Origin of the sequence: Candidatus Chlorohelix sp. (assembly GCF_037138995.1) — a bacterium.
Taxonomy (GTDB): Bacteria; Chloroflexota; Chloroflexia; order Chloroheliales; family Chloroheliaceae; genus Chlorohelix.
The window spans coordinates 1-25,848 of record NZ_JBAXHI010000043.1 but is presented as its reverse complement, the minus strand read 5'-3'; the positions used below and the strand labels follow the sequence as shown (position 1 = coordinate 25,848).

Here is a 25,848-nt window from a genome sequence, read left to right as displayed (position 1 = left end):
GACTTTAACCTTAGAACTGGAAAGTGGAAGGGCAGCCAAAAATGAAAGCGGTGGTGATGGCGGGCGGTGAAGGCTCTCGCTTGCGCCCTCTAACGGTTGGTCGCCCAAAGCCAATGGTGCCAATTGCCAATCAATCGGTACTACGGCACATCATTAACTTGCTGAAAAAACATGGTATTACCGACATCATTGTAACGCTGCAATATATGGCAGATGTGATTCAAGATGATTTAGGCGATGGCAGGTCAATCGGCTGCAATATAAAGTATTCTATTGAAGAAATTCCTCTAGGTACTGCCGGGAGCGTTAAACTGGCAGAAGAGATGCTCACCGATACTTTTATAGTAATAAGCGGGGATGCCCTCACCGATTTTAACCTCGAAGAAATAATTAAATTCCATAAAGAACATAAGGCAGTGGCGACCCTAACCCTAACCAGAGTGGCAAACCCGCTTGAGTATGGGGTAATTATTACCGATGCCGATGGGCGAATACGGCAGATGCAGGAAAAACCAAGTTGGGGTGAAGTTTTCTCGGATACGGTTAATACCGGCATTTACATTCTTGAACCTGAAATATTCAAATATTACGAAAAAAACGTAACCTTTGATTTTAGCCAACAGCTTTTCCCGATGCTGCTGGAGAAAAGCCAGCCCGTTTACGGATACGTGGCGGAAGGCTATTGGTCAGATGTGGGCAGTATCGCCGATTATATGCGTAGCACTGCCGATTTGCTGGAAGGACGAGTTAACGTTACCCTCACCGGAAAGCATCTAGGCGGCGGGATTTGGGTAGAAGACGATGTGGTAATAGCCCCTACCGCCCAACTATACGGACCCATTTATCTCGGTAGCGGCGTAAAAATACAGCCCGGCGCAATTATAAGAGGACCCACCGTTATCCGTGACCAGTGTATGGTTGAAGCCCGCGCCAATATTGACCGCAGCATTATCTGGCGCAACAGCTATATTGGAGAACGCGCCGAACTACGCGGCTGCATGATAGGGCGGCAAGTTACTATTAAAAGCCGCGCAATGATTTTTGAAGGGGCGGTAGTTGGCGATAACACAATCGTAGGTGAAAATGCCGTTATACAGCCAAATGTAAAGATTTGGCCCTCCAAAGAAATCGAGCGTGGCGCGAAAGTAAATACCAGCATCATTTGGGGTAATCAGGGGCGGCGCGTATTATTCGGGCGTTTTGGCGTTACCGGATTGGTGAACGTAGATATAACCCCAGAATTTGCGGCAAGGCTGGGCGCATCCTATGGCGCGATTTTGCCTAGAGGCAGCGTGGTTACAGTAAATCGAGAAGCGCATCACACCCCCCGTATGATTAAACGCGCCCTCTTGAGCGGTTTGCCGAGCGCGGGAATTAATGTCGCCGACCTCGGAAGCTGTCCAATTCCGGTAGCCCGGTATATCACCCGCATATCGGAACATGTCTTAGGCGGTGTACACGTGCGCCTTTCGCCTGTGGACAACCGCACCATAGATATTCGCTTTATGGACAAACGCGGAATAGATATTGATAAGGGGGTTGAGCGCAAGGTAGAGATTATCTTCTTTCGCGAAGATTTCCGGCGGGTTTATACCGATGATATTGGGCGAATCGAATACTTACCCAATCCTTCCGAACATTACAGCCTCGATTTTTTGAAGAAAATCAACTCTTTGCCAACTAATATACAAATGCGCGGGCGTAGGCTGGTAGTAGATTATAGCTCTTCCAACACCTCAACTATCTTGCCTACAATTCTTGATAAAATGGGCTGTGATGTGGTAGCCCTGAATGCGGCGGTGGACGAAACAAAATTGTTCCGCACCCCCGAACAATTCCAACAAGATATGCGCCGATTGGGGGTTATTACTAATACACTCGATGCCGATTTTGGAGTGAAAATTGATACCGGCGGGGAAAAGATTTTTGCGGTGGATGGGCGAGGAAATCAAATCCCCCCGATGCAATTGCTGGCAGCCGTAGCCAAGCTAATGTTAAAAGCCAACAGCGGCGGTATTATTGCGATACCCGTAACCGCGCCTAGCATTATTGAGCGAATCGCCGCAGAACACAATGGGGAAGTAATTCGCACTAGAGCAAATTCTTTTGCTCAAATGCAAGCCGCTACCCGTAATGGCGTTATCTTAGTGGGAGATGGTGAAGGTAGTTTCATTTTCCCAGAATTTCAACCGGCAGCAGACGGTATGTTCGCAATTGCTAAAATCATTGAACTAACCGTTAGGCAAGAAGCGCGTATCGGTGAAGTCATTAACAATTTGCCGGCTTATACACAGGTACGTTCTAAAGTAACCTGCCGCTGGGAAGATAAAGGCAGGGTTATGCGCTTGCTGAATGAAAAATACCAGAACTCGAATGTGCGTCAGGTTGATGGGATTCGTATCAATTTGGGGGATGAGTGGGTATTAATTTTGCCTGACCCCGATCGCCCTCTTTTCCATATTCAAGCAGAGTCCCATTCTTATGAGCAAGCTCAACAATTGGTTGATAAATATGCTACCGTAGTAAACAATTTGCAACATTAAGGCTAACGGATGAATACTCTCGATTTTGTAAATCTTCGCAATAAACGTGTGCTTTTGAACGGCAACATGCTTGAAATAGGCAATCTCAGGTTACGCCTTTCTGAAGAATTGAACTTCGGAGAACCTATCGGAAATGTTGCCGTAAAAGACTTGGCAGAAGCCGCCAGCTATTATAATTCCCTAACTTCTGGAACTTGCTGGACACAGCTTGCCGCTTTAACATTCGTAGTTACCGGCAAGTATCAAGCTCTTGATTGGTACTTTCCCATCACAAATATGCTGAATGAGGCGGAGTTAAGCGATTTTTACCGCTTTATTCAAGAAATTATCCAGCATCCTAACCTCGACCTTAAACTTAAAGCTGAAAATAAAACCGATGCTACCGCACAGATGCACGCCGATATTCCTTTTATTGTAGGTGGGCATTTGGCTGAGATTTTCTTTTACAGGCGCGATATACTTGCCCGCTTGCTATACACGCCCCGCCATATTTGGCTATATACCTCCCCCAGAGCCTTTGAACAGGAGGGCGGTTTAGCCGGAGGCGATTATAACCATGAAACCGAGAGCATACAACTAACGCTTTCTCGCTTGTACGAAGGCTTTTATGGTAGTACGCCCGGTGTTGCCCCCTTCTTACACGAGTTTGGGCATATGCTGGATTTCTTTAATGCCGGAGCGGGCAGAATGGGCGATAGTGAAGGCTTATTGCCCGGATTAAGCCCGGCAGATGGTAAAATCTATACACCTCGCGCCCGAAAACTTTTTATTGAAGGTAAACGAATAGAACTTGAGCGTTACCTTAAAAGGTTTAATAGCGCTTATTCCGAGAATGACCCGCTCCCGATTGGGCATCCCTACGTTTTCCAGAATGACACTGAGTTCTGCGCCGGTTATTTTGAGATGTTTTTCCGAAATCCTAACTATTTTGCGAGCCAAAATCCGGCTCTTTATCAAGGCTATGTTGAGCTATTGGGGCAAGACCAGCGGCATGCTTGGAAAAACGACTTCGATTTCTACGTTAAGGAAAACAGAAGCTTTTATCTTAACAGCGGTCAAAAACCGTGGGAATCTCACTTGACAATTCCCAAATTATAGGTTCAGGTTCTGTAAGAGCAACCTCCGTGTTGCGACAAGATGCGCCCTTGTTGGTTTGACTAGAAAAAGAGTGTTAGTAAAGGATAAACAGATTATACGTAGATTGCTGCTATTTAATAGAGTTGAACTAGAACTGCAATTATAGCAACTTGCTAACCCAGTAGCAAAACCTTATCCAGAGCAATTTCCCCCCATTTATATTGTTTATCTATAATAAATCCATTGCATTTTTATATTAAGCTTAACGAACCTAAAATAGAACAGACCTTTCTTTTTGCACAGGATTTGTATGGAAAGTGTAACAGATTTAATCACCCATTAGTTATAAGGTAATAAAGTGTTGGTTATAGAATTTCTTTTATCAAATATGACTCTATTTTGTTATTGCATCGCAATTGAAAGGTAGTTAGGATAAATAAAACCACCTGTAGGGTAGAAAGCCCGCTTTAGAGCTTAATTTAGTAGGAAAAAACAGACTTATTTTAAATAGACGCAATGTAGTATCCCTACACAAAGAAAAGAGCTTGTATCTATAGCTTGCCCTAAAATATAAGCCTCATCAAATATTAAACAGTTTTTACAGAACATGAATTTACAGCCGAAAAATTTAATGCAATTTATACTAACTTGCGGTTTAGACTATTGCATTTTTTTTTAGTTAATGATATATTATATATTACTAGGGTTGTTTTTTCACAGGGTTACTGTATAAGGTCAACATTCTTTAAAGTGAAAAAAACCGCTTGGCATGGGTAAACAAACTGCTGTACTTTTTGAGGATTTACAGGCTAAGCAAAAATATTCAAATTCAGATAGGTTGCCCTAATAAAAACTTTGTGTTTGTTACTAATTTGAGATTAGTGGAAATTCATAGGAGAAAACTCAAATGCCTGAATTCCAACTTACATCTGAGCAGGCAGCGGTTATTGGCTTGAAAATTAGAGAAAGCCGATTACAGCAAGGCTTACAACAAAAGGATTTAATTGAAGGGGCTTTTTCTAAAAGCTATATCAGCTTGATAGAATCCGGCAGGGTAGTGCCTTCAGCCAAAGCCCTCCGGGTAATAGCGAGCCGGCTTAGTATTACGGTAGAACAGCTTTTAAGCATGGCAACGCCCGGCGCAGTAAGCCAGTCCGGTTTAGAAGGCGATCCAGAAATATTTTCCCGTTGGGATATGGTTCTGGACGAAGTGCGGGTCGCGCTCTACCAAGAAAACCCGGAACAAGCCAAGTTCGTTTTGATTCAAAAAGTTAAAACACGGCAGCTATCCACCGACCAGCTAAAACAATTTCATTACTTGCTAGGACACGCGCATCTGTTAGCCTCAGATGTTGACTCAGCCATTGCCGAATATAAAACCACCCTGCAAATGGCGCATAGTCTAGGTGATTTTGAAATGGAAGCCCGCGTAACCCATAGTATGGGCGTAATCTACGTGACGCAAACCAAGTATATGCTGGCATTGGAAAATTTCAGAAAAGCCCTTGACCTGATTGATAACCTTGTTGTAAAAGACATAAAACTTAAACTTGAAATCCTCTCTGATTTGGGGGAATGCTATAGAAGTCTTGGAGACACTGAGCATTCCATCAGCTTGTTGACTGAAGCCACTAGAATTGCCGCCGAATTGCAAGATTGCAACGGGTTGGCGCGGCTTACTTGGCGCACTGCTAACCAGTACCGCGAAATCAATAACTTGCAACAGTCAAGAGCGTTTACTGCCAAAGCAATCGCCCTATACGAATCTATCGAGAGTATGAGCAGCCTGATAAATTCTAAAACAAGGCTTGGGATTTTGCTGTATGAACGGCATGATTACAAGCAAGCCGAACAATATTTGGTAGAAGCCCGTAACCTTGCCCTCCGCATGCACGATAACAAGCTAACGGCGGTTGCCAGCCTACATCTAACCAGCCTCATGGTGGTGCTAAACAAGCCTGAAGAAGCTTTGCAGTACGCCCTTGAAAGCGCCGAAACCGCTAGATTTAGCAATGATACTACCACAATCGGGCAGTCTTATGCTAAATTAGGTCAAGCCTACATGCAAAACGGGGATAATGAAAAAGCGCGGGAATATTTCTTGCAAGCCATTGAACAACTAAAAGAATCGGGTTCAAACGATATTTTAGCACAAACCTATTTTGAATACGGTCAGGTGCTAAGTCAGTTAGGACAAACCGAAGAAGCTTTAAGGTCAATGGAAAAAGCTTACAATCTCCAAACTGGCACCTTCCGCTCGTTATAAAGCGGCAGGGAATGTAACCAAAGAGAATTCCGTAAGGGGCGCTTCCGATGCGCCCTTTTTGGTTGCCCCTGTGCGATGCGCTCTGTCAGCCGATTTGCGCCACGCCCCGGCTATAAGAAACGTTTGGTGAATTTTTACCTAATTAGAGAATGATAACTTTGCCAAATTTTCACTAAAATTGTTATCAACGTGAATATTTATATTCTATTTAGTGAGATAAAATATAAGTAATAGGACAACCCATAAAAGTCTGGCGAAGATAATTTTTAGCTCTAATATATAGTTTGTGGTAGGTCACATGACAAGTATGTTGATGGTAAGAAAACAGCCTCATTATAACAACCCGCTTAATTCTTTAGGTAAATTGCGCCATGCAACTAATACTAATGTGCAGGAAGTCGCAATGCAAGCTGAAATTTTTGATAACCTAGATCAGGGGATTATCATCACCGACAACAACGGTTATATTACCCTCATTAACCGGGTTGCTCTGGAACTGACAGGCTACGAAGCAGCGGAAGTGGTTGGTCAACTTTGCCTTTGGGATTTTTGTGATAAACGTCAGCCATCCCCCTTATTTCGTGATAATCTGGAAAAAGGACGTAGTTTTCCGGCTGAAGATGTTTCCATTGCGCCAAAAGATAATGTAAGTATTAAATTGGGTGTAAGAGTTACGCCTTTGTACGGTAATAGCCAAACCCTGACAGGCGCACTCGCGGTTATTCGCGCTGTCGGCAAAATATACGCAATCGAGCAAAACCAAAAGGCTTTTGTAAGAATGGAGGCAATCGGGCGAATTGTTTCAGCGATTGCCCACGAAATAAATAACCCCTTGCAAAGCATCCGAACTATTCTCGAATTGAGCAAAAGCCCGAAACGAACCGCCGAGCAAAAACAAAAGTACCTTGAAGCAGCCGATACGGAAATCAGCCGGATTGTAAGCATAATCGGGCAGATGCGTAGTTTTTATCGCCCCGCCCCCACCAGCGCCCCCCCTTTAGCAGATGTGAATGTAACCGTGCTGAAAACGCTGGCTTTGCTGGAAGAGGTAATAGCGGAGTCTGAAATACAGGTAGAGGCAAAGCTCGCTCCAAAACTAATGCAAGTGCGGGTGATGGATTATCAGCTAGAGCAAATAATACTAAATCTTATTACACAGGCTCTATCCACTACAACTAAAGGCGGAAAGCTCTCAGTAACAACCGAACGAATCTCTGATAGTATCAGTATTATCTTATATAACTCGGTTGCTTCAGAATCAGGCGAGATAAATAATTTCCTAGAGCAACATTCAAATATAATAGCGGGAATGTCGCTAGGGTTATCGGTTAGCAAGGAAATAATCGAGGAGATAGGCGGCAAAATAGAGCTTGATACCTCTGAAGGAATCCGGGTGGCGCTACACCTACCAATCTAAAGGCTCTTGCCTAGCTTGTATTAACTCCTCTTTTCGAGAGGAGTTTTTTTATAACCGAAAATAAGCGAATGTAGGCTCACTTTAAATTCGCGGTTTTGGCTTTTAACAACCGATAAACCGCTTTAAACCAGCATAGCAATATACGAAATATAGCCAAATAGTACCACTACATTTAGTAAGTTATGTATAGCACACATACTAAATGTGGATGATTTGGGGGTTACTATATTGACAACCACTATATTTGGTATTATAATAGTTGCACGGTGCAGGTTAATAGTAGTTATGGAAAGTAAACATTTCCTCTATATATATTCTGCAAGCTCGGCATAACTAACGAGCAACCATCTTCTAATGTGGGGAAAGAGAAAATTAAATCTCATAAACTTGGAGGCTGACAAGCCGAGTGAAATGCCCTTATTGCCATCAAACCGATAGCAAGGTCATAGATTCGCGAGACCTGCGCGGAGGGGAAAGTATTCGCCGCCGCCGCGAGTGCCTTAAATGTGGGCATCGTTTCACTACCTATGAGCGGGTAGAGCCTATTAATCTTTTGGTTATCAAAAAAGATGGTAATCGTCAAGAATATAGTCGCCAAAAATTGAGTAAAGGGGTTTATACAGCCTTTACCAAACGCCCCGTCAAAGCAGAAAACATCGAACAGCTAATTGACGAGGTGGAAAGCGAAATATTCCGTAGCGGTGAGCTTGAAGTAACCAGCCGCCAAATAGGCGAAATCTTGATGGAGAAGTTGAGGCAGACCGATTCACTTGCCTACATCCGTTTTGCCAGCGTTTATCGCGAATTTGCGGATTTAAACGTTATGCGTAGCGAAATAGAAAAGCTAGATGAAGAAGACAAGCTCAACGGACATAATATAGAAACCCGTAACTAACCAGTTTTCGTCTTCGGCAGAATTCTCCAGAATCTAATTTTAGCAAAGCGTAACAAAAAGCTCCGGTTTTTATCATGCCGGTTGTGTATTTTGTTATGCCCGGAGAAGGGGATGGAAAAAAACTTTTCTTTTGCCGAGCAGCTAGATGCAACGCAAAAGAGGCTTATCAGAGCAATAGTTCGGCTCGATGAGCTAGAGCTAGAGCTTGCAGGTTTTGGAAGGCTCTTTGCGCCAGATAATTTGCTGGAAGAGCATCGCCTAACCAAGCACGAAATTGAGGGGCTGCAAGAACTACTAACACAGCCGCGCCCGGCTTTCAAGTCGGATGAAGATTGAAACAAACAGACCGTATAGCTGTAATTAAAAGGAAAAAGGCATATGACTGACATCGTGAATAGACCAACGGATACCGATAGCGGGTTGAAATTGCCTGAAACTATTGTGAAACGTGATGGGCGTATAGTCTCATTTGATATAGAACTAATCGAGAACGCGATGGAGCGTTGTTTTGCCAGTTGCGGGCGTACTCCTTCTACTACAATCCCTGAATTGGCGCGGCGGGTTATCAATATCGTAATGGCAAAAAGCATGCCCGTTACGGTAGAGAACGTGCAAGATATTGTTGAAATGGTTTTGCAGGCTGCCGGTGAGTTTGAAGCCGCCAAACGTTATATCCTCTATCGCGCTGACCACGCCCGTAAACGCGCCGAACGCCCCGTGCCGGAAAAAGTACGAGCTGCATTTGATGAATCCGCCCAATACTTCCCATCTGTTCTACAGCAATTCCAATTCTTTGACAAATATTCCCGCTTCAACTACGAATTAGGAAGGCGCGAAACTTGGGTTGAGACCGTCAACCGCACCGTAGATTTCCTCTACGAATTGGGCGGTTCACGCCTTGACTCCGAGGTTTACGAGCGGGTGCGGCGCGGTATTCTGGAAATGAAAGTAATGCCTTCTATGCGTATGTTGGCAATGGCTGGCGCTGCCGCCCGCCGCTCGAACATTACTATTTACAACTGCTCTTACCAGCCCGTTGAAAGCATTGACTCCTTTGTGGAAGCACTCATAATCTCCATGAGTGGCTGCGGCGTTGGCTATTCGGTGGAAAAACAATATGTAGAACAATTTCCCCGTGTGAAACGACAAACCGGAAAAATGCGCGATACTTTCGTAGCCACAGATTCGGCAGAAGGCTGGTCGGATGCGCTACGTGCCGGGCTGGAAACTTGGTTCGATGGCGGCGATATTAACTTCGACCTTACCGAGTTGCGCCCTTCTGGAACGCCCCTGCGTACCAAAGGCGGGCGAGCTTCCGGTCCTGAACCGCTCCGGGTAATGCTTGATTTTGTACGCTCTAAATTGCTATCACGACAAGGCTCATTCTTGCGCCCCACCGATGCCCACGACATTATGTGCGTAGTGGGTAACGCTGCGGTTAGCGGCGGAGTGCGCCGTACCGCCATGATTTCCCTCTTTGATTACGATGACGTAGAAATGCGCCAATGCAAAACCGGCGATTTTGAGCGCGAACATAGCTATCGCTGGAACGCCAATAACTCGGCAGTCTGGCCCAAAGGGGGGTTAAGCCAAATTGATGTAGCCCAACAAGTGCTGGATATGGTCAGTTCTGGACGGGGCGAACCGGGTATTTTCAACCGCGAGGCTACCTATAACATGATGCCAATGCGCCGTAATAAATTTGATGACAACGGCAATTTGATAATGTTTGGTACAAACCCTTGCGGTGAAATCGTGCTGCGCCCTCACCAGTTCTGCAACCTCTCGGCGGCAGTTGCTAGGTCGAACGATACCCCTGAAACCCTTAGAGAAAAGGTGGAGCTTGCCGCTATTATCGGCTCTATCCAATCAATGGCTACCGATTTTCCCGGTCTGCGCCCTATCTGGAAGAAAAATTGTGAGGATGAACGCTTGTTGGGCGTAGATATTACCGGGCAAATGGATTCCCAAGCAATCCAAAGCCCCGAAGTAAAAAACATGCTGCGGGTGCATACAGTCGAAGTTAACCGCATATACGCCGAAAAACTTGGTATCAACCAAGCCGCTGCTGTCACTTGCGTAAAACCTAGCGGCAATACTTCACAACTGGTAGATTGCTCCTCCGGGTTGCACGCTCGTTGGGCGCCCTATTACATCCGCAATGTGCGAGTGAGCGCACACTCCGCCCTATACAAAGTGCTTAAAGATGCGGGAGTTCCGTTAGACCCAGAAAACGGGCAGACAGTCGAAAATGCTACCACTTGGGTTATCCATTTCCCGGTTAAAGCCCCGACAGGCGCAATAACTCGCAACGGGCGCAACGCCATCGAACAGTGCAATTATTGGCTCGAAAATAAGCTGAACTGGACAGAGCATAACCCCTCTGTCACAATCACTTATCGCCCGGACGAAGTGTTAGGCTTGTTAAACTGGATTTGGGAGCATCGCAATGAAATCGGCGGGATGGCTTTCCTGCCAACTTTCGATGCTCAATACGCGCAATTGCCTTACATCGAAGTTGCCAAAGAGGAATATGAAAAGCTCGCGGCGGTCTTCCCTGAAGTGGATTTCTCGAAGATTTACCGCTACGAGAGCGAAGACTTTACTAAGGCGGCACAGGAATTAGCTTGCTCGTCAGGTTACTGCGAAGTAGAGCTTTAAGACTACTACCCTCCTTCCGCATTTGACCTTAATGGTCTGTCCAGAGTCGCTGTTCCTATCCGGCAGCGGCTCTTTATATTTTAGCCAAACCATCTAGGGCGCATTATCGAGGGCAAGAGCAACCTCCCACAGAATCCGAACCCTCCGAACCCGTTCCCGTAGGGGCGTATTCACTTTCCGATGCAGAAAGTGGAGAAGATTTCATGCAAGAGAGAATCTTGCACCGACTCGCCTGTAATTTCGCCCATTGCTTCCATCGCCAGACGCAAATCAATTGAGATAAAATCCGCCGCCATGCTTGCCTCATCGCTGAGAATTGCCGAAAGCAAATGTTCGCGGGCGCGTTCAAGAGCGTGACGATGCCGGGTATTGGTAATCATCAAGCTACTACCCGCCAGATTTTTCCCACCTAACGCCAGTTTTGCCAGCGCCTCTTCCAACTCGTTCAGCTTATCGCCCGTTTGAGCCGAAATACGCACACAAGGCAAATCTGGAAGAAGTTGCTGCAACTCTGCTTCAATCCCATTCTCATCATTATTTATATCTATTTTATTCAAAACCAACATAGCTTTGGTGGTTGGACGCGAAAGCAATTCCGCTTTCACCGCCGCGATTAACTCAAGGTCGCCGGAGTGCAAAGGGCGCGAGCTATCCAACGCCAACATTAATAAATCCGCGCTGGCAATCGCTTGCCGACTCCGCTCAATGCCGATACGCTCCACCATATCCTCAGTAGCGGTTATTCCGGCAGTATCCACCAGCACAACCGGCACCCCGCGCACATTAAGGGTTTCCTCAATCAAATCACGAGTTGTACCAGCAACCGGAGTTACTATCGCGCGGTCATTTCGCAAAAGGGCGTTTAGCAAAGAGCTTTTACCCACATTAGGCACGCCTACAATCGCCGCCCTGATACCTTGCCGATAAATTTGCCCGGCATCGGCAGTAGCCAGCAATAGCTCAAGCTCAGCTAAAGTTTCCCGCAATTGAGGGGAAACCGAAGCAAATGGCACATCGTCTTCCGGGAAATCTATCATGGCTTCAAGCTGTGCAAGGGCTGATAGCAATTTCTGACGTGCCGCTGCAATCCGTTGCGAAAGCTTTCCCGCCAACTGCCCCAACGCCTGCTCCAGCGCGGGTCCCGTTTTGGAACGAACAATATCCTGCACCGCCTCCGCCTGAGCCAAATCAAGCCGCCCGTTCAAGAAAGCCCGCAAAGTAAACTCTCCCGGTTCGGCGTGTCTCGCCCCCATCCTAAGAGTTAGGTTTAGAATTTTCTCCAATGGAACGCTACCGCCATGACAGCTTATTTCAGCCATCGGTTCACGGGTATAAGTACGAGGAGATGCAAGATAAACCGCCATCACCTCATCCAGAGGTTCAGCCGGAATCGCTGGGTCAGCAATATAGCCATAATACAAACGATGGCTTTCAAAACTCTTGCGGGTTTTGCCTTTTACCGTGAAAAAGATTCCTTGCAAAATTTCATAGGCATGGGGTCCGCTCAAGCGCACTAACCCGATTGCGCCCTCCCCCAAAGCGGTAGAAATAGCGGTGATAGTATCGTTATACATAGCTTTTACTGCCCGGTTACGCTTCTTTCGGCTTTATTCTCAACAATTTTTCTACAATAAAACTGAATACAATATCGGCGCTGCTTTTGCCATGCACAATAGTTTCAAAATCAGACACCCGCCCATGACTGACATCATCCCGCAAACAGTCGAGGTCAAGCGTTAAGGTTTCTTCAAGTTGAGCGGTTAGGGCGCGGGTATTGATTTTTTCTCCTGCCCTAAAGCGGGTAAACTTACCGATATTAATAAATACATCGGGGAATTGCTCGCGCAGAAAATCAAAACGGAAGGAAACAGGCGCAATATAACAATCGCCCAACTCACGCGCCAACCAGCCAAGCCCAGAGTGAAAACCCAACGGGCGTAATTCCAGCGGCATTATTTCGCCTTGCGGGAACATCCACAATATGCTAGAGGGCTTTTGCTTTAGCTCCTTAACGATATACTCTAATGACTTTAGAGCTTCCCTTGCATCATTGCGATTCACCCCAAAACAGCCCGCCCACGCAAAAAAACGGTAACGGCTGAGTTGCCGCTCATCCATCATCAAATAAGGAGTCAAGTTATAAACTTGGCGGGAAATAATATGCGCCAAATAGCCATCCCACCATGAGGAATGGTTTACATAGAAAATAATAGGAGCGTCTAGCTTGGAAGGGGGTAGAGGAAGCGGTTCTGCTACCCGCATGCGGACGGAGTGGAAGGCGCTCCAGACTGAGCGGCGAGCAATTCCAAAAACCAGCAACTCGCCCAGAAAGTTCTTACGCGCCGGAATCATAGCTTAATCGTTTGCGCGTTTAAATGACCAGCGTTTGCGAGTTGGTTCGCCTTCTTCATCCTCAGACGGGCGGGCTTCTTGTTTATTTTCGGCGTGAGTTTCCAATTCACTCTGCACCTTTGCCCGATTTTCCCGATTAGTCTGCATCCAGATATAAATTATACGCTGGAAAGCGGTTAAATTAGTGCCTACGGCGAGTATCCAAAGCGAAATCGGCAGCGCGGGCGACCAGAAAGCGGAGATAAAAGTTCCCAGCGCAATCAATACCACACGCTCAGGGCGCGGTAACAAACCCATCTTGCACTGCAAACCCAAACCTTCGGCACGCGCTTTAACGTAGCTAATCATAAAAGAGCCGGAAATTGATACATAAACCAGTATCGAGCCGCCATCTTTATCAGCATCAGGGATATTGCGATAATAAAGGAGCAACCCTAGAAAAACTACCGCTTCGCTATAGCGGTCGAGGGAACTATCCAAAAAAGCCCCGAAAGTGCTGGCGCGTCCGGTAATTTTTGCCAACGCCCCATCCAGCATATCAAAAACACCTGCAAACAAGATTAGCAAGCCACCCAACAAGAACCAACCGTTAGCCAACACATAGGCTACTGGTATATTTAGCAGAAACCCGATTACGGTTATTCTGTTAGGGGTAAGAGGGGTTTTCACAAAAATGCGAACAACCACCCGCGCAATACCTCGCGCCCAATCTTCTATAAGGTTAGAAAACATTCACCACTCCTGTAAAACACGCTTCCGGCTTAGTATTCTTGCCGACATTACACCTATTCTTACCTATTAGTATTAGTGTAGTATATTACAACATTTTTGCCAATCTTGAAAGCAACCGTTTAACCGTTCGAGGGCGCGTCTTGTCGCAACACGGAGGTTGCTCCTACCAATTAAAACCCTCTCACCCAACGAACGCCCCAAATCCCCTATTCTTTTGTTATAATTAGATTCGCGAATCAAAATAATATTCACACAAATCAAAAGGTTTAACAAGTTGTTCGGCAAAAATTTGAAGAAACCGTTATTTTTCCTCTTACTACCTATTGTAATACTTTTGCTTGTAGTCATAGCGTTGTTGACTGGAGACAGTGGCATAAAAGTAAGTAGTTTGCCTCCACAGGTCGAAACATCGCTAGGCGGTGGGGTATTGCCCTTTTTGCCTACAACAACTATAGCGCCACTAACTGCTACTCTGTCGCCTACTAGTATCGCAACAACTGTAGCGCCAACCGCTACGCCTGTTCCTACGCTACAGCCAGCAAACCAGCCCGTTCTCAGTATTATTCCGGCTCGCTTGAGGATTCCGGCGATTGGCATTGATGCCGAAGTGGAGCATGTGGGAAAAACCAAAGATGGGGCAATGGCTGTTCCCAATAGCTATTGGACGGTGGGTTGGTACAAGCTTGGATTTAAACCCGGAGAATTGGGTAATTCAGTGATTGATGGACATGTGGATAACCCAAAGGGACCCTCTATTTTCTGGGATTTGAAAAAGCTTCAAGCGGGAAATAAAGTATATATTAGTGATAATCAGGGTAAAGAATTGACGTTTGAAGTTATAAAGCAAGAAAAATACTCTTATGACAATGCACCGTTGGAAAAAATATTCGGTTCTGCCGATGATGTTTATTTAAATCTCATAACATGTTCTGGTACTTTTGACCAAACAACTCGTAATTATGATGAGCGTTTGGTAGTATTTACAAAACTAACCCGCATATTATAGGTCTATTTAACATTAATCTAACTAGTGAATAGCTTTATATCAATAAAATGCTCATTGCCCAACCACTTTTTTAGCCTCAATTCCCCCTTTTGTGCAAATCACACAAATATTTCTACAAATCTTCGTGCGTAGTGATGTAGCATGCACTTATAGGTTACTTATATGATTGCATTATCGAAGGTTAAGAGAATTTTGAAGCTACAAACCAATTATATGTTTTGTGACTTTTGCACAAGGAGGAATTTCTAGGGATGACAGTATTTTCGGTTCTACTACAAACAACAACTCCACCTGCACCCCCAAAGATTGATACTGGGGATACTGCCTGGATAATCGTGGCAACGGCATTAGTAATGCTTATGACCCCTGCTTTGGGTTTCTTCTACGGTGGCTTGGTTCGCAAAAAGAACGTACTCTCCACCATTATGCACAGCTTTTTCAGTCTTGGTGTAGTCAGTGTGGTGTGGGTGCTTTGGGGTTATTCATTGGCTTTCGGACCTAGCGCAATCAAAACTGATGCCGGAAGCCTTCTTGGTGGCTTGGATTGGTTCGGTCTTAACGGTGTAGTCGGAATTGACACTAACTATGCTCCGACAATCCCGCATCTATTGTTCATGATGTTCCAGATGATGTTTGCGGTTATTACTCCCGCGCTTATCACGGGCGCATTTGCAGAACGCAAACGTTTCAAAGCGTTCACTCTGTTCCTAATTCTGTGGCTCACCATTGTGTATGTGCCGATTTGCCACTGGGTCTGGGGCGGTGAAGGTGGTACACTCGGCTGGATTCGCCAATTGGGCGCGTTGGACTTTGCCGGCGGTACTGTGGTACACATCAACTCTGGTATTGCGGCGTTGGTTGCGGCGCTGGTTCTTGGCAAACGTCTTGGTTACGGCAAAGAGCATATGGAAGCCCACGACGTTCCGATGGTTGTTCTCGGCGCAGGTTTGCTCTGGTTCGGTTGGTTCGGGTTCAATGCCGGTAGCGCTTTAGGCGCAGGAGACCTCGCGGTAAACGCGCTTTTAGTTACTCACTTGGCAGCAGCAATGGGCGCAATCACTTGGACTACCCTTAGCTGGATACGTCAGGGCGCACCTAGCGTATTAGGCGCAGCGGCTGGAGCAGTAGCCGGTTTGGTTGCTATCACACCTGCCAGCGGTTTCGTAGACTCTCGCGGCTCTCTGGTAATCGGTTTCGGCGCAGGCGCAATCTGCTACTTCGGCGTAGTGCTAAAGAGCAAGCTCGGCTTCGACGATGCGTTAGATGTTTTCGCAGTACACGGTATGGGCGGTATCTGGGGCGCACTTGCTACTGGCTTGTTCGCTACTAAAGCGGTCAACACCCTTGGCGCGGATGGCCTGTTCTACGGCGGCGGTTTCGAACAACTTGGGAAACAGGCAATCGGTGTAGGCGTAACGGTTCTATGGAGCGGCGTTTTTACCTTCGTAATCTTGAAGGCTCTCGACCTAGTAATTGGTCTCCGCGTAGAATCACAAGAAGAACTTTCCGGTCTCGACTCTGCTCTACACGGTGAAAGCGCGTACGAAGTCTAGTATTTAGAAATTGGGGCATAGCTTACGGGCTGTGTCCCCGCTACTACTCAATAAAAAGTTATTTAGGAAGGATAAATATTATGGAATGGGTTGCATTAGTTCTTTTTCTCTTGATGGTTCTTTCATGGATTGCCTTGCCTGATTCTAAAAAGGCTGTTTCTGAAGTTGAATTAACTTCTGTGGAATTTTCTCCAGTAAAGGCTGAGAACGCTTAAATTTACTCGTCTGTTTTCAATGTAGATGCGAGGAAAGGGAACAAAGAGAATTATGGAATGGGTTGCACTGGTATTGTTTCTACTGATTGTGCTTTCGTGGATTATTCTCCCAGACGCGAAGAAAATCACGACTGGGGCAGAGTTTACTTCTTTGGGCGATGAGAACAAAAATGAAGTCAAAGCCCGCAGCTAGAAACTAGCTTAAATAAGCATTTTGTAAAACATCAGGAAAGCGGTTTCCCCTCCTGATGTTTTTGCATTTTATAATCGTTCCCGTAGTCGCCCTTCCCATGATTGCCCCCCACCCCATGAGATTTGCGCCAAACCATCGAGGGCGCATCGGAATGCGCCCCTACGAACCCGTTCCCTGCCCCAATTCCTTTGTATATACTCGTATCATCAAATAAGTGATAACATTAGTGATGGCACAACATTATTTATTGCTCGGTATTTAGAGGAGTCCCGGCTATGTCAATCTTAAAAGAACCTATCTTAAAATTATCAAAAAGCGACAGGCTGAAAAAATTCGTGAGCCATAACCGACTTGGGCGCAGCGCCGCACGCCGCTTCGTAGCAGGAGAAACCCTAGAAAACGCTTTGTCGGCTGCTCGCGACATGAACAAACTCGGAATCCATGTTAGCCTTGACTATTTGGGTGAAAACGTATTCAGTGAAGCGGAATCCGTTGCCTCCGCCAAACAATATATAAACTTATTAGAAATGATTGCCCACGAGAAATTGGATGCCAATATCTCAGTTAAACTTACCGCGCTTGGGCTGGATGTGGACAGGCGGCTTTGCCTAGATAATATTACAGCGGTACTGACTCGCGCCCGTGATTTGGGCGACATTTTTGTCAGAATAGATATGGAAAGTTCGGATTATACCGAACGTACCCTCGACATTTTCAAAGAACTATGGCAAAACGGCTTTCGCAACACCGGCACAGTCCTACAAAGCTATTTGTATCGCACCGAAGATGATGTGCATAACATGATTGAACGTAAAGCCAGAATAAGGCTTTGCAAAGGCGCATATCTTGAAACGCCCGCCGTGGCTTACGCTGATAAAAGTGATACTGATAGCAGTTATGTAAAGTGCATGCGGCTATTACTGGATAAGGGCAATTATCCGGGGTTTGCAACCCACGATGAGAAAATCATAAACCAAATTCTCGATTACGTAAAAGCGCAAAATATTCCGGCGGAGAGGTTTGAATTTCAAATGCTGTACGGAATACGCCGTGATTTGCAAAAGAAATTGGCAGGTTTGGGTTATAATGTACGGGCTTACGTTCCTTATGGCTCACAGTGGTATCCCTATCTGATGCGGCGCATGGCAGAACGCCCTGCCAACCTGCTATTTATGCTAAGCAATGCTTGGCGAGGGTAATTATAGATGTCTTCTAAGGTCACGGTAAAATTATTTGCTTCCTTCAGAGAAATAATCGGTAGCGGAAGTCTCGAATTTCCTGTACCTGCAAACGCAGGCGTAACCGCTGGAGAGTTGTTAGCGCAACTTGTCCGGGAATATCCCGCACTTGGCGGACCCGCCCGTGCATGCCGAATTATGGTTAATCGCCAATACGCCGATAGCAGCGCCGCCCTTTCTCCCGGAGATGAAGTAGCATTTATACCGCCTGTTGGTGGCGGTTCTGACTGATTGCCCCACTTGTTATTGAATTTCTACTAGGAGTAATACATGGGACAGCTTATACGGATAACCGCGCAACCAATAGATTTACAAGAACTGATTGAGACGGTCTCTAACGAGCGCAACGGCGGAATAGTATTATTTACCGGCACAGTACGGCGTTGGAACGCGGGCAATGAAGTTCACTGGCTTGAGTACGAAGCCTATAAAGAGGCTGCCGAAATAGCTATGGCAGAAATTGCCGATGAAGTGGAAAAACGCTGGGGTATTTTTGATATAGCAATGTCTCATCGAGTTGGGCATCTGGGCATCAGTGACATTGCGGTAGGGGTGGCAGTAGGTAGCGCACACCGCGCAGAAGCTTTTGCCGCTTGCCAATTTGCAATTGACACCCTGAAAGCCACCGTCCCAATCTGGAAAAAAGAATCTTGGGAGGGAGATGAACAGAGCGGTCAACGTTGGGTAGAAAATAAGGTATGAGTAATTCTATGAATTCAATTTATAATTTATTATTGCAAATAGCGACCCCTACGCCGAATAGTTTGCAAGTTGACCCCGGCAACGAACCGATGGGAACAGCCCTATTTTACATGCTCTTTATGTCGCTGATGATTGGCGGCAGTGTGGCAGGATTCCGCATCCGAATGTACTTCACCAATAAGGAAAGAGCTAAAAAGAAAGAAGAAGCAAATAGGAAGGCTACCTAATATGCACAAACCTATTCACATCGCAGTATATTGCGCCTCAAGTAATGCCATTGCGCCACACTATTTTGAAGTAGCCACCCAACTAGGCGAAATGATGGCGGCACGTGGGGCAGTGCTGGTTTACGGCGGCGGGCGCATCGGTCTAATGGGCGCGGTAAGCCAAGCAATGTTTAAAAATGGCGGAAGCGTAATCGGTGTAATCCCCTACTTTCTTGAAAGAATCGAAATCGGCAACCATGATGCCGGAGAGCTTATCCTGACCGATGGCATGCGCGAGCGCAAAGCTATTATGGAAGAAAGGGCAGATGCCTTTATAACCTTGCCCGGCGGATTTGGCACCCTAGAAGAAATCTTCGAGATACTTACCGGCGGGCAACTAGGCGTACATCAGAAACCGATGGTGCTGGTAAATACCAATGGTTTCTATAATCATTTGCTGGCACAACTTAAATTAGGGGTAGAGGAGCATTTTATCAAAGCGGCACATATGGAATTGCTGCATGTTGCCAATACTCCGCAAGAGGCTTTGGACTACATTTTCAACTACCAACCCCACCAACACATTAAGAAAGTCACCGAAGCGGAATTGAAAAATTCGGAGAAGAACGGAAACGGAGAAACGCCGGGGGCAGAGTAATAATTTCGCTAAAGCTTGTGCGGCTTTTTTTGCCTAATCGGGTTCATTTGCACCCGCAAAAAATTTAGCGCGTTCCAGCAAAGGCGAGATACGCTCACCAAGCGCTTGGTCGTAGAGAGTTTGCACCAATTTCACAATGCGATCCAAGAGCAACGGCACATTAAAGCCCCCCTCTGGGATAATCAAATCGGCGTAACGTTTGGTAGGCTCTACAAATTCTTGGTGCATAATCCGCACTGTAGTTAAATATTGTTCGACTACCGAATCCACCGAACGCCCCCTCTCTTTTATATCGCGTTTTAAGCGGCGAATAAAGCGCAAGTCGGCATCCGTATCTACATAGATTTTCAACTCCATCAAATCGCGGATACGCTTATCGGTGAAAAGCAAAATCCCATCCACCACAATAACCGGGCAAGGCTCCATAAAAACGGGTTCAGCCACCCGATTATGCTGCACAAAATCGTAAATGGGCATGGAAATTGGCTTGCCGGCGCGTAAATCCAACAAATGCTGGTATAAAAGGTCGTTATCTAGCGAATCGGGGTGGTCATAATTAACGCGGGTGCGCTCTTCATAAGGCATATGGGAAAGGTCTTTGTAATACGAATCGTGCTGGAGATGCACCACTAACGAGATGCCGATATTCTCCACGATGTGACGCGCTACTGTAGTTTTGCCGCTACCTGTTCCGCCCGCCACCCCGATAACAAGCGGAGTCGAATTACGCATGCCCAATTATCTCCCTACCATATAAAAATCCGGCGTTGTTTTATTGCGCCGGGTAGCCTTGCACATTAGTAAGAGATTATAAGACGTAGGGGCGGTTTGTCAACCGGGATTAATCCCCCCGATTTTGCCCCACCCATCGAGGGCGTGTCGAGCCACGCCCCTACCCAATTAAAACCTTCTTACCCATTCCAAGAGAATTAATTAAAAATTAATTTATTTATAAAGGATTTTAACCGGAATTTTAACCATGCTTTGCTATTCTTAACACTAAATATTTATTTAAATATGTTAGCCTTTGAAGCATGCATCTTCCCACTAATACAGCCTACACTCAAATTTCTCTGAAAATCGGCTTTACCAAGCATTTTAATCTCTCTTATTATTAAAACACGGTTCATTTTTCCTGACAGATTCTTACCCTATAAGATTCCTTGACAAGATGAGGCGTTACTTGGACACCCGCAATTACTCTAACGGGCTGTTTTGCAGTCACAAAGAGGCGGTAGTACGAAAACGGAGGGATATTTTATGAGAAATGTTAAGAAGTTAAGCCTTGCGCTGGTCTCTATGCTGCTCGTTTTACAGCTTACGCTAGGAGTGAGCTTCGCCAAAGAACAGGAGGATAATCGGGGTCATGGGGGTTTGCAAACGCTGGTAAAAGGCTCACCCATTCACGGCGCAAACGGCATTGCCTTTCACAATGGGTTACTGTATATCGCCAGTGTATTCGGTAACGAAATTGTGGTAATGAATCCCTACAGTGGGCAAATTGTTAAACGGTTGGGGCAGGATTACGGTGTCCAAACTCCAGATGACCTAGTTTTCGGCGCGGACGGTTCGCTGTACTGGACATCGCTATTTACCGGACAGGTGGGTAAACTTGCGCCAGACGGCGTAACTCATAGCATTGTTGCGACCAACTTAGCCGGCGCAAACGGCATCGCTTTTACCAGAGACTTCAAACGTCTCTTTGTAGCCGCCGATTTCTTCGGTAACGGCTTGTACGAGATAGACCCAACCGGAGCAAATACTACCCCAACCCTAATACTCACCTTCCCGGAATACGGTGTACCCGGTGTGGCAGGAGAGATGAACTCTATGGCGTTTGGACCGGATGGTTATCTCTACGGACCGCTGTACAACAAGGGGCGGGTCGTTAAGGTAAACGTGGATACTAAGGAAATCGTGGAAGTGTTAAGCGGCTTGAGTTCGCCTAGTTCCGTGAAATTTGACTCGTTGGAGCGCTTTTACGTAAACAGCGGTAGCCCTTATAAAGTGGAGCGAGTCAATCTTAAAACCATGAAGCGGGAAACGTTGGCGGAGCCGGTTAGCGGCTTAGATAACATTGCTTTCGACTCGCATGGGCGGATGTTTATTTCGGATGAAGCGGGCGGGGGTATCAGCGAAATACTCAAAAATAAGAAGCTACGCGAGGTAAACCCTGCCGGAATGATGGCAGCCGGGGGCGTAGCGGTACTGCCCGGCAAAGATGGGCATGACCGGGTATTCGAGGCGGATTTCTGGACGTTGCGCCAATATGATGGCAAATCGGGGATGCCAAAGCCGTTGGGTAATTTCACTAGCGCAGTACAGCCTATTACGGTGTCAGTGTTTGGCGACAAATTGGTGTTGACTTCCATACTCAATAATGCCGTGCAAATCTGGGACCCTGTAACCAAACAGGTAGTGCAGGATTATCGTACTTTCGAGGGTCCCATGAACGCTATCCAGTTCCGGGATAATCTGGTAGTTGCCGAGATTGGCTCGAAAAACGTAGTGATGCAGAACCCTGCGGGGGTGCGAACAGTTCTTAAAACAATGCAGGGCATTCCATTAGGGCTGGCAGCCAATGATAAGGAACTATACGCCGCCGATTGGAGTAGCGGCTTAATCTACAAGTTGGTAGAGGGTGGTAATATCCTATCCATTTCGTACCCCATTCTCAATGGGTATCAGTTCAAACAGCCGGAAGGCTTGGCGTTAGAAACGGACGGGCATTTGCTGGTGGTAGAGGTTGGCGCGGGGAGGCTTTCGCGGGTTGACCTTAAAACCGGTACTGTTACTACGGTGGTGGATAAACTTCAGATGGGTTTGGGGTTGCCGCTGCTGCCTCCTACAACTTTCTTCAGCGGCGTGGCGGTAGGACATTCCGGCACAATTTATCTGACTGCCGACAAGGCAAACACGCTGTATCGCATCAATGGAGATGACGATTAAGCGCGAAAGCAGATAAAAGCGGAAGGGCGGTTCGTGGAAAAGGCGAGCCGCCCTTTTGATTAATTTTCGCTCAAGCCCGCTACTTCCAATTCAGCATCGGGGTTAGCGGGTGGTTCAGGCGGGGGTGCGCTCCGTTCAAGCTCGTTGCGGTGCATGTAGTAGAGCAAGATTGGACGGTCTGCCGGGATGTATTTATCGCCGGAAGATAGCCCGCCCTGTTTAGGACGCTGCGAGCTTACCACGCCCTCATCCTGTGATAGAATCTTGCTGCTGCTCTTTGCGGCAATGAAGGTGAACAGTTTACGCAAGGGCTTCCAACTTACTAAGTTCTGGTAAAACCGTATGTATATCATGGTTTGCTCATCGTCAATGGGGGCGAAAGCAGCCAGCAATATAAATTTGTCAGAGAGGCGGTTTAGCCAAATGTTAGGGTATTTGAAGCTGAGTAACCAATTCCCAGAAGGGCGCGACATTTCGCCCGGCTTGCGGGCAACTTGCCCCCGGTCTAGTTCGTTATCTAGCCACACATAAAGCGTTTCGTCTTCCAACACAGTGAAGGGTCCGTTAATGAGCTTGCGTCCGCCGCGCCCAATGGTGCTGGCATGCACAAAGGGGAGATGCGCCACATCAAGTTGGTTTTCGATGACGCGGGTGTAATGGGTATCCCAGCGTTTGCGGAGGGTGCTATAGCTGAAATTCCCTAGCCCTTGCTCCGTATAGAAGGGAAGGGAAGGGTAATCTTCGGCTGCTCTCGGCTCGCCGTGCCACACCCAAATGAAATTATATGCTTCACGAGTTGGGAAAACCCTCACGCGCATAGCTTTGGGCTTTGCTCCGTTTTTGCCGTTGGCAGGAACGAGCGCACATTCGCCGCTTGAGTTGAACTGAAAGCCGTGAAAGGGACATTCGATGTTGCCATCCACGATTTTACCAAGACTAAGTTTAGCCTGACGATGGGGACAAAGGTCTTGCATCGCCACGATTTTACCCGCATCGGTGCGCCAGAAAACGAGTTCGTAGCCAAGCCTCTTATAATAGGAAGGCTTGCCCACTTTCACCTCGTCACTTTCCAAAACTGCGTACCACTGTTCACGAAGCATAATTGTTACCTCTTTCACTATGCTTCCAGTTTAACGCGAAACGGCGATATTAGAGTTAAAATCGGCTAAGGTTTTGGTAATGAATTGAATGTAAAGCCCCAATCCCATGAGATTTGCGCCACCCATCGAGGGCGTGTCGAGCCACGCCCCTACGAACCCGTTCCCGTTCCCGTTGACATATCAACGATTTTTTATTATCATTGCCATATCAATAATTGATTTGTCAATCATTGTCGCGTCAATAATTTGCAAGCAGGAAAGCATAATGACAAACCAAAGCGCCGGAAACGAGAACATCCATAAAATTAGAATTGAGTGGGAGCGTCTTACCGAAGGCGTGAAGTGGGCGGGTGGGGCGCGTTTGCCGCTGATGCTGCGTTTGGCGCGAGCAAATAAAGTGGTCATTCCGCGCTACGAGGAGCATATGGGCTTGAGCATTCCCCAAATGCGGATTTTAATAGAAGCGCTCGACCCCGCCGGAGTAATCCAATCCGCTTTGCATAAATATTATGGGATTGACCCCGCTTCCGTCAGCCGTACCTTGCAAGCAATGGAGCGTGACGAACTAGTGACGCGCCGCGTGGATGAGCAAGACAGCCGTAATATGCGCGTCTTTATCACCGAGAAGGGACGCGCCATTGCCGAGGCTATCCCGGAGCGCATTGCCGAATTTGAGCAGCGCATGGTCGCGGGTCTTTCCGATGAGGAAATCCGGCAAATGCACCGTTTGTTCGAGCATATAGAAAAAAACTTAACCGGAAATGAGTAAACAAGGGGCGTAAATCCCTTGCCTGAATAGTAAAAGGATTATAGGAATTGGCTATTAAAGAAGCGGCGACAGAAAAGCCGCAACATTCAGAAAATAAAAAATTGATACTAGCGTTGTCCGGCATAGTCACAAGTATCTTGCTGGTCGCGCTAGACCAAACCATCGTGAACCCGGCAATGCCGCGCATCGTGGAAGAATTGCAAGGCTTTTCGCTGTTCGCGTGGGTCAGCACCGCCTACCTACTCACCTCCACCGCCACTATTCCGATTGCCCCAACCGCGACTGTGTCGGTAGCGGCACCATTACTGCCTCCACCCTGAACTTTCCCACCCAAGTAATAAGCGCCCCGAACAGCAGCATCTTTGTGGCGGATAGAGGCAACAACCGAGTGTTACTATACGCCTTTCCTGCTACCAGACCGATTTTCACCACCCAACCGAGTGGGGCAACGGCAGGTACAGTTTTCGCCATTCAACCCGTGGTGACGATGCAAGATCAGTATGGTAACACGGTTACGAGCTTCAGCGGCGAAGTTACTGTTGATATCCCTACTGGCGGGATCGGCGGTCCGCATATCGTTCGGGCTGTGAACGGCGTAGCTACCTTCCAAAGACTGGGGATTAAGGATCCCGGTACTTACACGTTGGGGGCATATATCGCAGGCTACGCTGGAACTAGCAACAGCTTTACTGTAGAAGCCGGAAAAAGCAGAGTATATACAAAAGACGAAGAAGCTCAAATCAATACTGGGACATGGAAGTTAATACTAATTGCTTTTCGGGATGGGCTCGGTAACTTTATGCAAAGCTTCTCCGGCGCAGTTAGAGTTTCCGCCGATTCCATCTACGCAACCAGCCCCAACAGTATGGCGAACGCAGCGGGCGCACCGGACGAAATCCTTAGCGGTACAACTACGGTTCAGGCTGTGGACGGCATAGCTACCTTCCGCCTGATGTTTAACAAGCCCGGTACTTACGTGCTGACCTTTACTGCCCCCGAAATCGACTTCACCTACGTAAGTGCGCCTTTCACTGTGTCAGACGAAGTCATTGCCCCTCCCGCCGATTTGGTGCCACAGTTGCGGGTTACTCCCGATCGGGTGGTAGATACCAACCCGGAGAACCTCGTTTCTTTCGCCTTCAAGGTGAAGAACGTCGGTAAGGGTGGCGCAAGCAATTCCGTAATCACAATACCCATTCCGCAAGGTTTGGACGTGGGTTACTTGGCAGAGGGCGCAACTTCCGGCGTGTGGGTCAAGCAAGTGACCGCTACCACCGTGACGATTGGGCTTCCCAACCTTGAGAAGGGCAAAGAAG

General features: G+C 46.9%; 25 protein-coding genes. 20 read left to right on the top strand and 5 right to left on the bottom strand.

All coding sequences use genetic code 11. The features are described 5' to 3' along the window. The first annotated feature begins 41 nt into the window (after nucleotides 1–41). From WCK19_RS15635 to WCK19_RS15605, 7 genes are all read left to right on the top strand, one after another. Nucleotides 42–2,543 (top strand): mannose-1-phosphate guanyltransferase, encoded by a 2,502-nt coding sequence (locus WCK19_RS15635; protein ID WP_342398328.1) that lies wholly within the window; start codon nucleotides 42–44, stop codon nucleotides 2,541–2,543. Between the two features lie 9 nt (nucleotides 2,544–2,552). Further along, a complete protein-coding gene (locus WCK19_RS15630) occupies nucleotides 2,553–3,641 on the top strand; it encodes a hypothetical protein (protein WP_342398327.1) in 1,089 nt (362 codons plus the stop codon). Between the two features lie 886 nt (nucleotides 3,642–4,527). Beyond that, on the top strand, nucleotides 4,528–5,886 hold the full coding sequence (locus WCK19_RS15625; RefSeq protein ID WP_342398326.1) for a helix-turn-helix transcriptional regulator: 1,359 nt from the start codon (nucleotides 4,528–4,530) through the stop codon (nucleotides 5,884–5,886). A gap of 403 nt (nucleotides 5,887–6,289) precedes the next feature. After that, nucleotides 6,290–7,303, top strand: coding sequence for a histidine kinase dimerization/phospho-acceptor domain-containing protein (locus WCK19_RS15620; RefSeq protein WP_342398325.1), 1,014 nt, complete (start codon nucleotides 6,290–6,292; stop codon nucleotides 7,301–7,303). Between the two features lie 406 nt (nucleotides 7,304–7,709). Next, nucleotides 7,710–8,198 carry a transcriptional regulator NrdR gene (gene nrdR / locus WCK19_RS15615; RefSeq protein ID WP_342398324.1) on the top strand — a complete coding sequence of 163 codons (489 nt, stop codon included), beginning with the start codon at nucleotides 7,710–7,712 and terminating at the stop codon, nucleotides 8,196–8,198. A 111-nt stretch (nucleotides 8,199–8,309) separates the two neighbouring features. Continuing rightward, a complete protein-coding gene (locus WCK19_RS15610; protein WP_342398323.1) occupies nucleotides 8,310–8,534 on the top strand; it encodes a hypothetical protein in 225 nt (74 codons plus the stop codon). A gap of 42 nt (nucleotides 8,535–8,576) precedes the next feature. Next, nucleotides 8,577–10,859: an ATP cone domain-containing protein gene (locus WCK19_RS15605; protein WP_342398322.1), complete on the top strand. Its 2,283-nt coding sequence runs from the start codon at nucleotides 8,577–8,579 to the stop codon at nucleotides 10,857–10,859. Between the two features lie 170 nt (nucleotides 10,860–11,029). On the opposite strand, the gene mnmE is transcribed toward WCK19_RS15605, so the two are convergent. The 3 genes from mnmE to WCK19_RS15590 are packed head-to-tail and all read right to left on the bottom strand — an operon-like array spanning nucleotide 11,030 to nucleotide 13,943. Next, entirely contained in the window at nucleotides 11,030–12,433 is a 1,404-nt protein-coding gene (gene mnmE / locus WCK19_RS15600) for a tRNA uridine-5-carboxymethylaminomethyl(34) synthesis GTPase MnmE (protein ID WP_342398321.1), read from the bottom strand. Nucleotides 12,434–12,449: 16 nt separating this feature from the next. Beyond that, a complete protein-coding gene (locus tag WCK19_RS15595; RefSeq protein ID WP_342398320.1) occupies nucleotides 12,450–13,211 on the bottom strand; it encodes a lysophospholipid acyltransferase family protein in 762 nt (253 codons plus the stop codon). A gap of 3 nt (nucleotides 13,212–13,214) precedes the next feature. Then, nucleotides 13,215–13,943 carry a CDP-alcohol phosphatidyltransferase family protein gene (locus tag WCK19_RS15590; RefSeq protein ID WP_342398319.1) on the bottom strand — a complete coding sequence of 243 codons (729 nt, stop codon included), beginning with the start codon at nucleotides 13,941–13,943 and terminating at the stop codon, nucleotides 13,215–13,217. A gap of 289 nt (nucleotides 13,944–14,232) precedes the next feature. Between WCK19_RS15590 and WCK19_RS15585 the strand changes: the two genes are divergently transcribed. The 9 genes from WCK19_RS15585 to WCK19_RS15545 all read left to right on the top strand — a co-directional run bounded on the left by WCK19_RS15585 (nucleotide 14,233) and on the right by WCK19_RS15545 (nucleotide 19,714). Continuing rightward, a complete protein-coding gene (locus WCK19_RS15585; protein ID WP_342398318.1) occupies nucleotides 14,233–14,949 on the top strand; it encodes a class F sortase in 717 nt (238 codons plus the stop codon). A gap of 251 nt (nucleotides 14,950–15,200) precedes the next feature. Continuing rightward, complete coding sequence (locus WCK19_RS15580; RefSeq protein ID WP_342398317.1) at nucleotides 15,201–16,502, top strand: ammonium transporter; 1,302 nt, start codon at nucleotides 15,201–15,203, stop codon at nucleotides 16,500–16,502. An 80-nt stretch (nucleotides 16,503–16,582) separates the two neighbouring features. Continuing rightward, nucleotides 16,583–16,717 carry a hypothetical protein gene (locus tag WCK19_RS15575; protein ID WP_342398316.1) on the top strand — a complete coding sequence of 45 codons (135 nt, stop codon included), beginning with the start codon at nucleotides 16,583–16,585 and terminating at the stop codon, nucleotides 16,715–16,717. A 52-nt stretch (nucleotides 16,718–16,769) separates the two neighbouring features. Then, nucleotides 16,770–16,910: a hypothetical protein gene (locus WCK19_RS15570; protein ID WP_342398315.1), complete on the top strand. Its 141-nt coding sequence runs from the start codon at nucleotides 16,770–16,772 to the stop codon at nucleotides 16,908–16,910. 275 nt (nucleotides 16,911–17,185) lie between these two features. Further along, nucleotides 17,186–18,109: a proline dehydrogenase family protein gene (locus WCK19_RS15565; RefSeq protein ID WP_342398314.1), complete on the top strand. Its 924-nt coding sequence runs from the start codon at nucleotides 17,186–17,188 to the stop codon at nucleotides 18,107–18,109. Nucleotides 18,110–18,115: 6 nt separating this feature from the next. Next, nucleotides 18,116–18,379 (top strand): MoaD/ThiS family protein, encoded by a 264-nt coding sequence (locus tag WCK19_RS15560; RefSeq protein ID WP_342398313.1) that lies wholly within the window; start codon nucleotides 18,116–18,118, stop codon nucleotides 18,377–18,379. A gap of 39 nt (nucleotides 18,380–18,418) precedes the next feature. Then, the gene (locus tag WCK19_RS15555) at nucleotides 18,419–18,850 is read left to right on the top strand and encodes a molybdenum cofactor biosynthesis protein MoaE (protein WP_342398312.1); all 432 of its coding nucleotides are present in this window, start codon (nucleotides 18,419–18,421) and stop codon (nucleotides 18,848–18,850) included. A gap of 8 nt (nucleotides 18,851–18,858) precedes the next feature. Continuing rightward, complete coding sequence (locus WCK19_RS15550) at nucleotides 18,859–19,077, top strand: hypothetical protein (protein WP_342398311.1); 219 nt, start codon at nucleotides 18,859–18,861, stop codon at nucleotides 19,075–19,077. A 1-nt stretch (nucleotide 19,078) separates the two neighbouring features. Beyond that, nucleotides 19,079–19,714 carry a TIGR00730 family Rossman fold protein gene (locus WCK19_RS15545; RefSeq protein WP_342398310.1) on the top strand — a complete coding sequence of 212 codons (636 nt, stop codon included), beginning with the start codon at nucleotides 19,079–19,081 and terminating at the stop codon, nucleotides 19,712–19,714. 33 nt (nucleotides 19,715–19,747) lie between these two features. Here WCK19_RS15545 and udk read toward each other — a convergent pair whose 3' ends face one another. Then, entirely contained in the window at nucleotides 19,748–20,446 is a 699-nt protein-coding gene (udk, locus tag WCK19_RS15540; protein WP_342398309.1) for a uridine kinase, read from the bottom strand. 528 nt (nucleotides 20,447–20,974) lie between these two features. Between udk and WCK19_RS15535 the strand changes: the two genes are divergently transcribed. After that, nucleotides 20,975–22,663, top strand: coding sequence for a hypothetical protein (locus tag WCK19_RS15535; RefSeq protein WP_342398308.1), 1,689 nt, complete (start codon nucleotides 20,975–20,977; stop codon nucleotides 22,661–22,663). Between the two features lie 59 nt (nucleotides 22,664–22,722). Here the strand turns inward: WCK19_RS15535 and WCK19_RS15530 are convergent, their stop codons facing one another. After that, nucleotides 22,723–23,763: an aromatic ring-hydroxylating dioxygenase subunit alpha gene (locus WCK19_RS15530; protein WP_342398307.1), complete on the bottom strand. Its 1,041-nt coding sequence runs from the start codon at nucleotides 23,761–23,763 to the stop codon at nucleotides 22,723–22,725. Between the two features lie 265 nt (nucleotides 23,764–24,028). Here WCK19_RS15530 and WCK19_RS15525 point away from each other — a divergent pair, with 265 nt between their 5' ends. From WCK19_RS15525 to WCK19_RS15515, 3 genes are all read left to right on the top strand, one after another. Beyond that, a complete protein-coding gene (locus WCK19_RS15525; protein WP_342398306.1) occupies nucleotides 24,029–24,532 on the top strand; it encodes a MarR family transcriptional regulator in 504 nt (167 codons plus the stop codon). A gap of 47 nt (nucleotides 24,533–24,579) precedes the next feature. Continuing rightward, nucleotides 24,580–24,852 carry a hypothetical protein gene (locus tag WCK19_RS15520; protein WP_342398305.1) on the top strand — a complete coding sequence of 91 codons (273 nt, stop codon included), beginning with the start codon at nucleotides 24,580–24,582 and terminating at the stop codon, nucleotides 24,850–24,852. Then, nucleotides 24,753–25,848: hypothetical protein (locus tag WCK19_RS15515; RefSeq protein ID WP_342398304.1), on the top strand; the 1,096-nt coding region annotated here is incomplete at its 3' end. The genes WCK19_RS15520 and WCK19_RS15515, both read left to right, overlap by 100 nt.

What these genes read in the sequence shown, in the direction of transcription:
- WCK19_RS15545 (WP_342398310.1), top strand. Translation starts at nt 19,079, where the DNA reads ATGCACAAACCTATTCACATCGCAGTATATTGCGCCTCAAGTAATGCC.
- WCK19_RS15575 (WP_342398316.1), top strand. Translation starts at nt 16,583, where the DNA reads ATGGAATGGGTTGCATTAGTTCTTTTTCTCTTGATGGTTCTTTCATGG.
- WCK19_RS15620 (WP_342398325.1), top strand. Translation starts at nt 6,290, where the DNA reads ATGCAAGCTGAAATTTTTGATAACCTAGATCAGGGGATTATCATCACC.
- mnmE (WP_342398321.1), bottom strand. Translation starts at nt 12,433, where the DNA reads ATGTATAACGATACTATCACCGCTATTTCTACCGCTTTGGGGGAGGGC.
- WCK19_RS15580 (WP_342398317.1), top strand. Translation starts at nt 15,201, where the DNA reads ATGACAGTATTTTCGGTTCTACTACAAACAACAACTCCACCTGCACCC.
- WCK19_RS15550 (WP_342398311.1), top strand. Translation starts at nt 18,859, where the DNA reads ATGAATTCAATTTATAATTTATTATTGCAAATAGCGACCCCTACGCCG.
- WCK19_RS15525 (WP_342398306.1), top strand. Translation starts at nt 24,029, where the DNA reads ATGACAAACCAAAGCGCCGGAAACGAGAACATCCATAAAATTAGAATT.
- WCK19_RS15560 (WP_342398313.1), top strand. Translation starts at nt 18,116, where the DNA reads ATGTCTTCTAAGGTCACGGTAAAATTATTTGCTTCCTTCAGAGAAATA.
- WCK19_RS15555 (WP_342398312.1), top strand. Translation starts at nt 18,419, where the DNA reads ATGGGACAGCTTATACGGATAACCGCGCAACCAATAGATTTACAAGAA.
- WCK19_RS15590 (WP_342398319.1), bottom strand. Translation starts at nt 13,943, where the DNA reads ATGTTTTCTAACCTTATAGAAGATTGGGCGCGAGGTATTGCGCGGGTG.
- WCK19_RS15595 (WP_342398320.1), bottom strand. Translation starts at nt 13,211, where the DNA reads ATGATTCCGGCGCGTAAGAACTTTCTGGGCGAGTTGCTGGTTTTTGGA.
- WCK19_RS15625 (WP_342398326.1), top strand. Translation starts at nt 4,528, where the DNA reads ATGCCTGAATTCCAACTTACATCTGAGCAGGCAGCGGTTATTGGCTTG.
- WCK19_RS15630 (WP_342398327.1), top strand. Translation starts at nt 2,553, where the DNA reads ATGAATACTCTCGATTTTGTAAATCTTCGCAATAAACGTGTGCTTTTG.
- WCK19_RS15565 (WP_342398314.1), top strand. Translation starts at nt 17,186, where the DNA reads ATGTCAATCTTAAAAGAACCTATCTTAAAATTATCAAAAAGCGACAGG.
- WCK19_RS15605 (WP_342398322.1), top strand. Translation starts at nt 8,577, where the DNA reads ATGACTGACATCGTGAATAGACCAACGGATACCGATAGCGGGTTGAAA.
- WCK19_RS15570 (WP_342398315.1), top strand. Translation starts at nt 16,770, where the DNA reads ATGGAATGGGTTGCACTGGTATTGTTTCTACTGATTGTGCTTTCGTGG.
- WCK19_RS15530 (WP_342398307.1), bottom strand. Translation starts at nt 23,763, where the DNA reads ATGCTTCGTGAACAGTGGTACGCAGTTTTGGAAAGTGACGAGGTGAAA.
- WCK19_RS15610 (WP_342398323.1), top strand. Translation starts at nt 8,310, where the DNA reads ATGGAAAAAAACTTTTCTTTTGCCGAGCAGCTAGATGCAACGCAAAAG.
- WCK19_RS15535 (WP_342398308.1), top strand. Translation starts at nt 20,975, where the DNA reads ATGAGAAATGTTAAGAAGTTAAGCCTTGCGCTGGTCTCTATGCTGCTC.
- udk (WP_342398309.1), bottom strand. Translation starts at nt 20,446, where the DNA reads ATGCGTAATTCGACTCCGCTTGTTATCGGGGTGGCGGGCGGAACAGGT.
- WCK19_RS15635 (WP_342398328.1), top strand. Translation starts at nt 42, where the DNA reads ATGAAAGCGGTGGTGATGGCGGGCGGTGAAGGCTCTCGCTTGCGCCCT.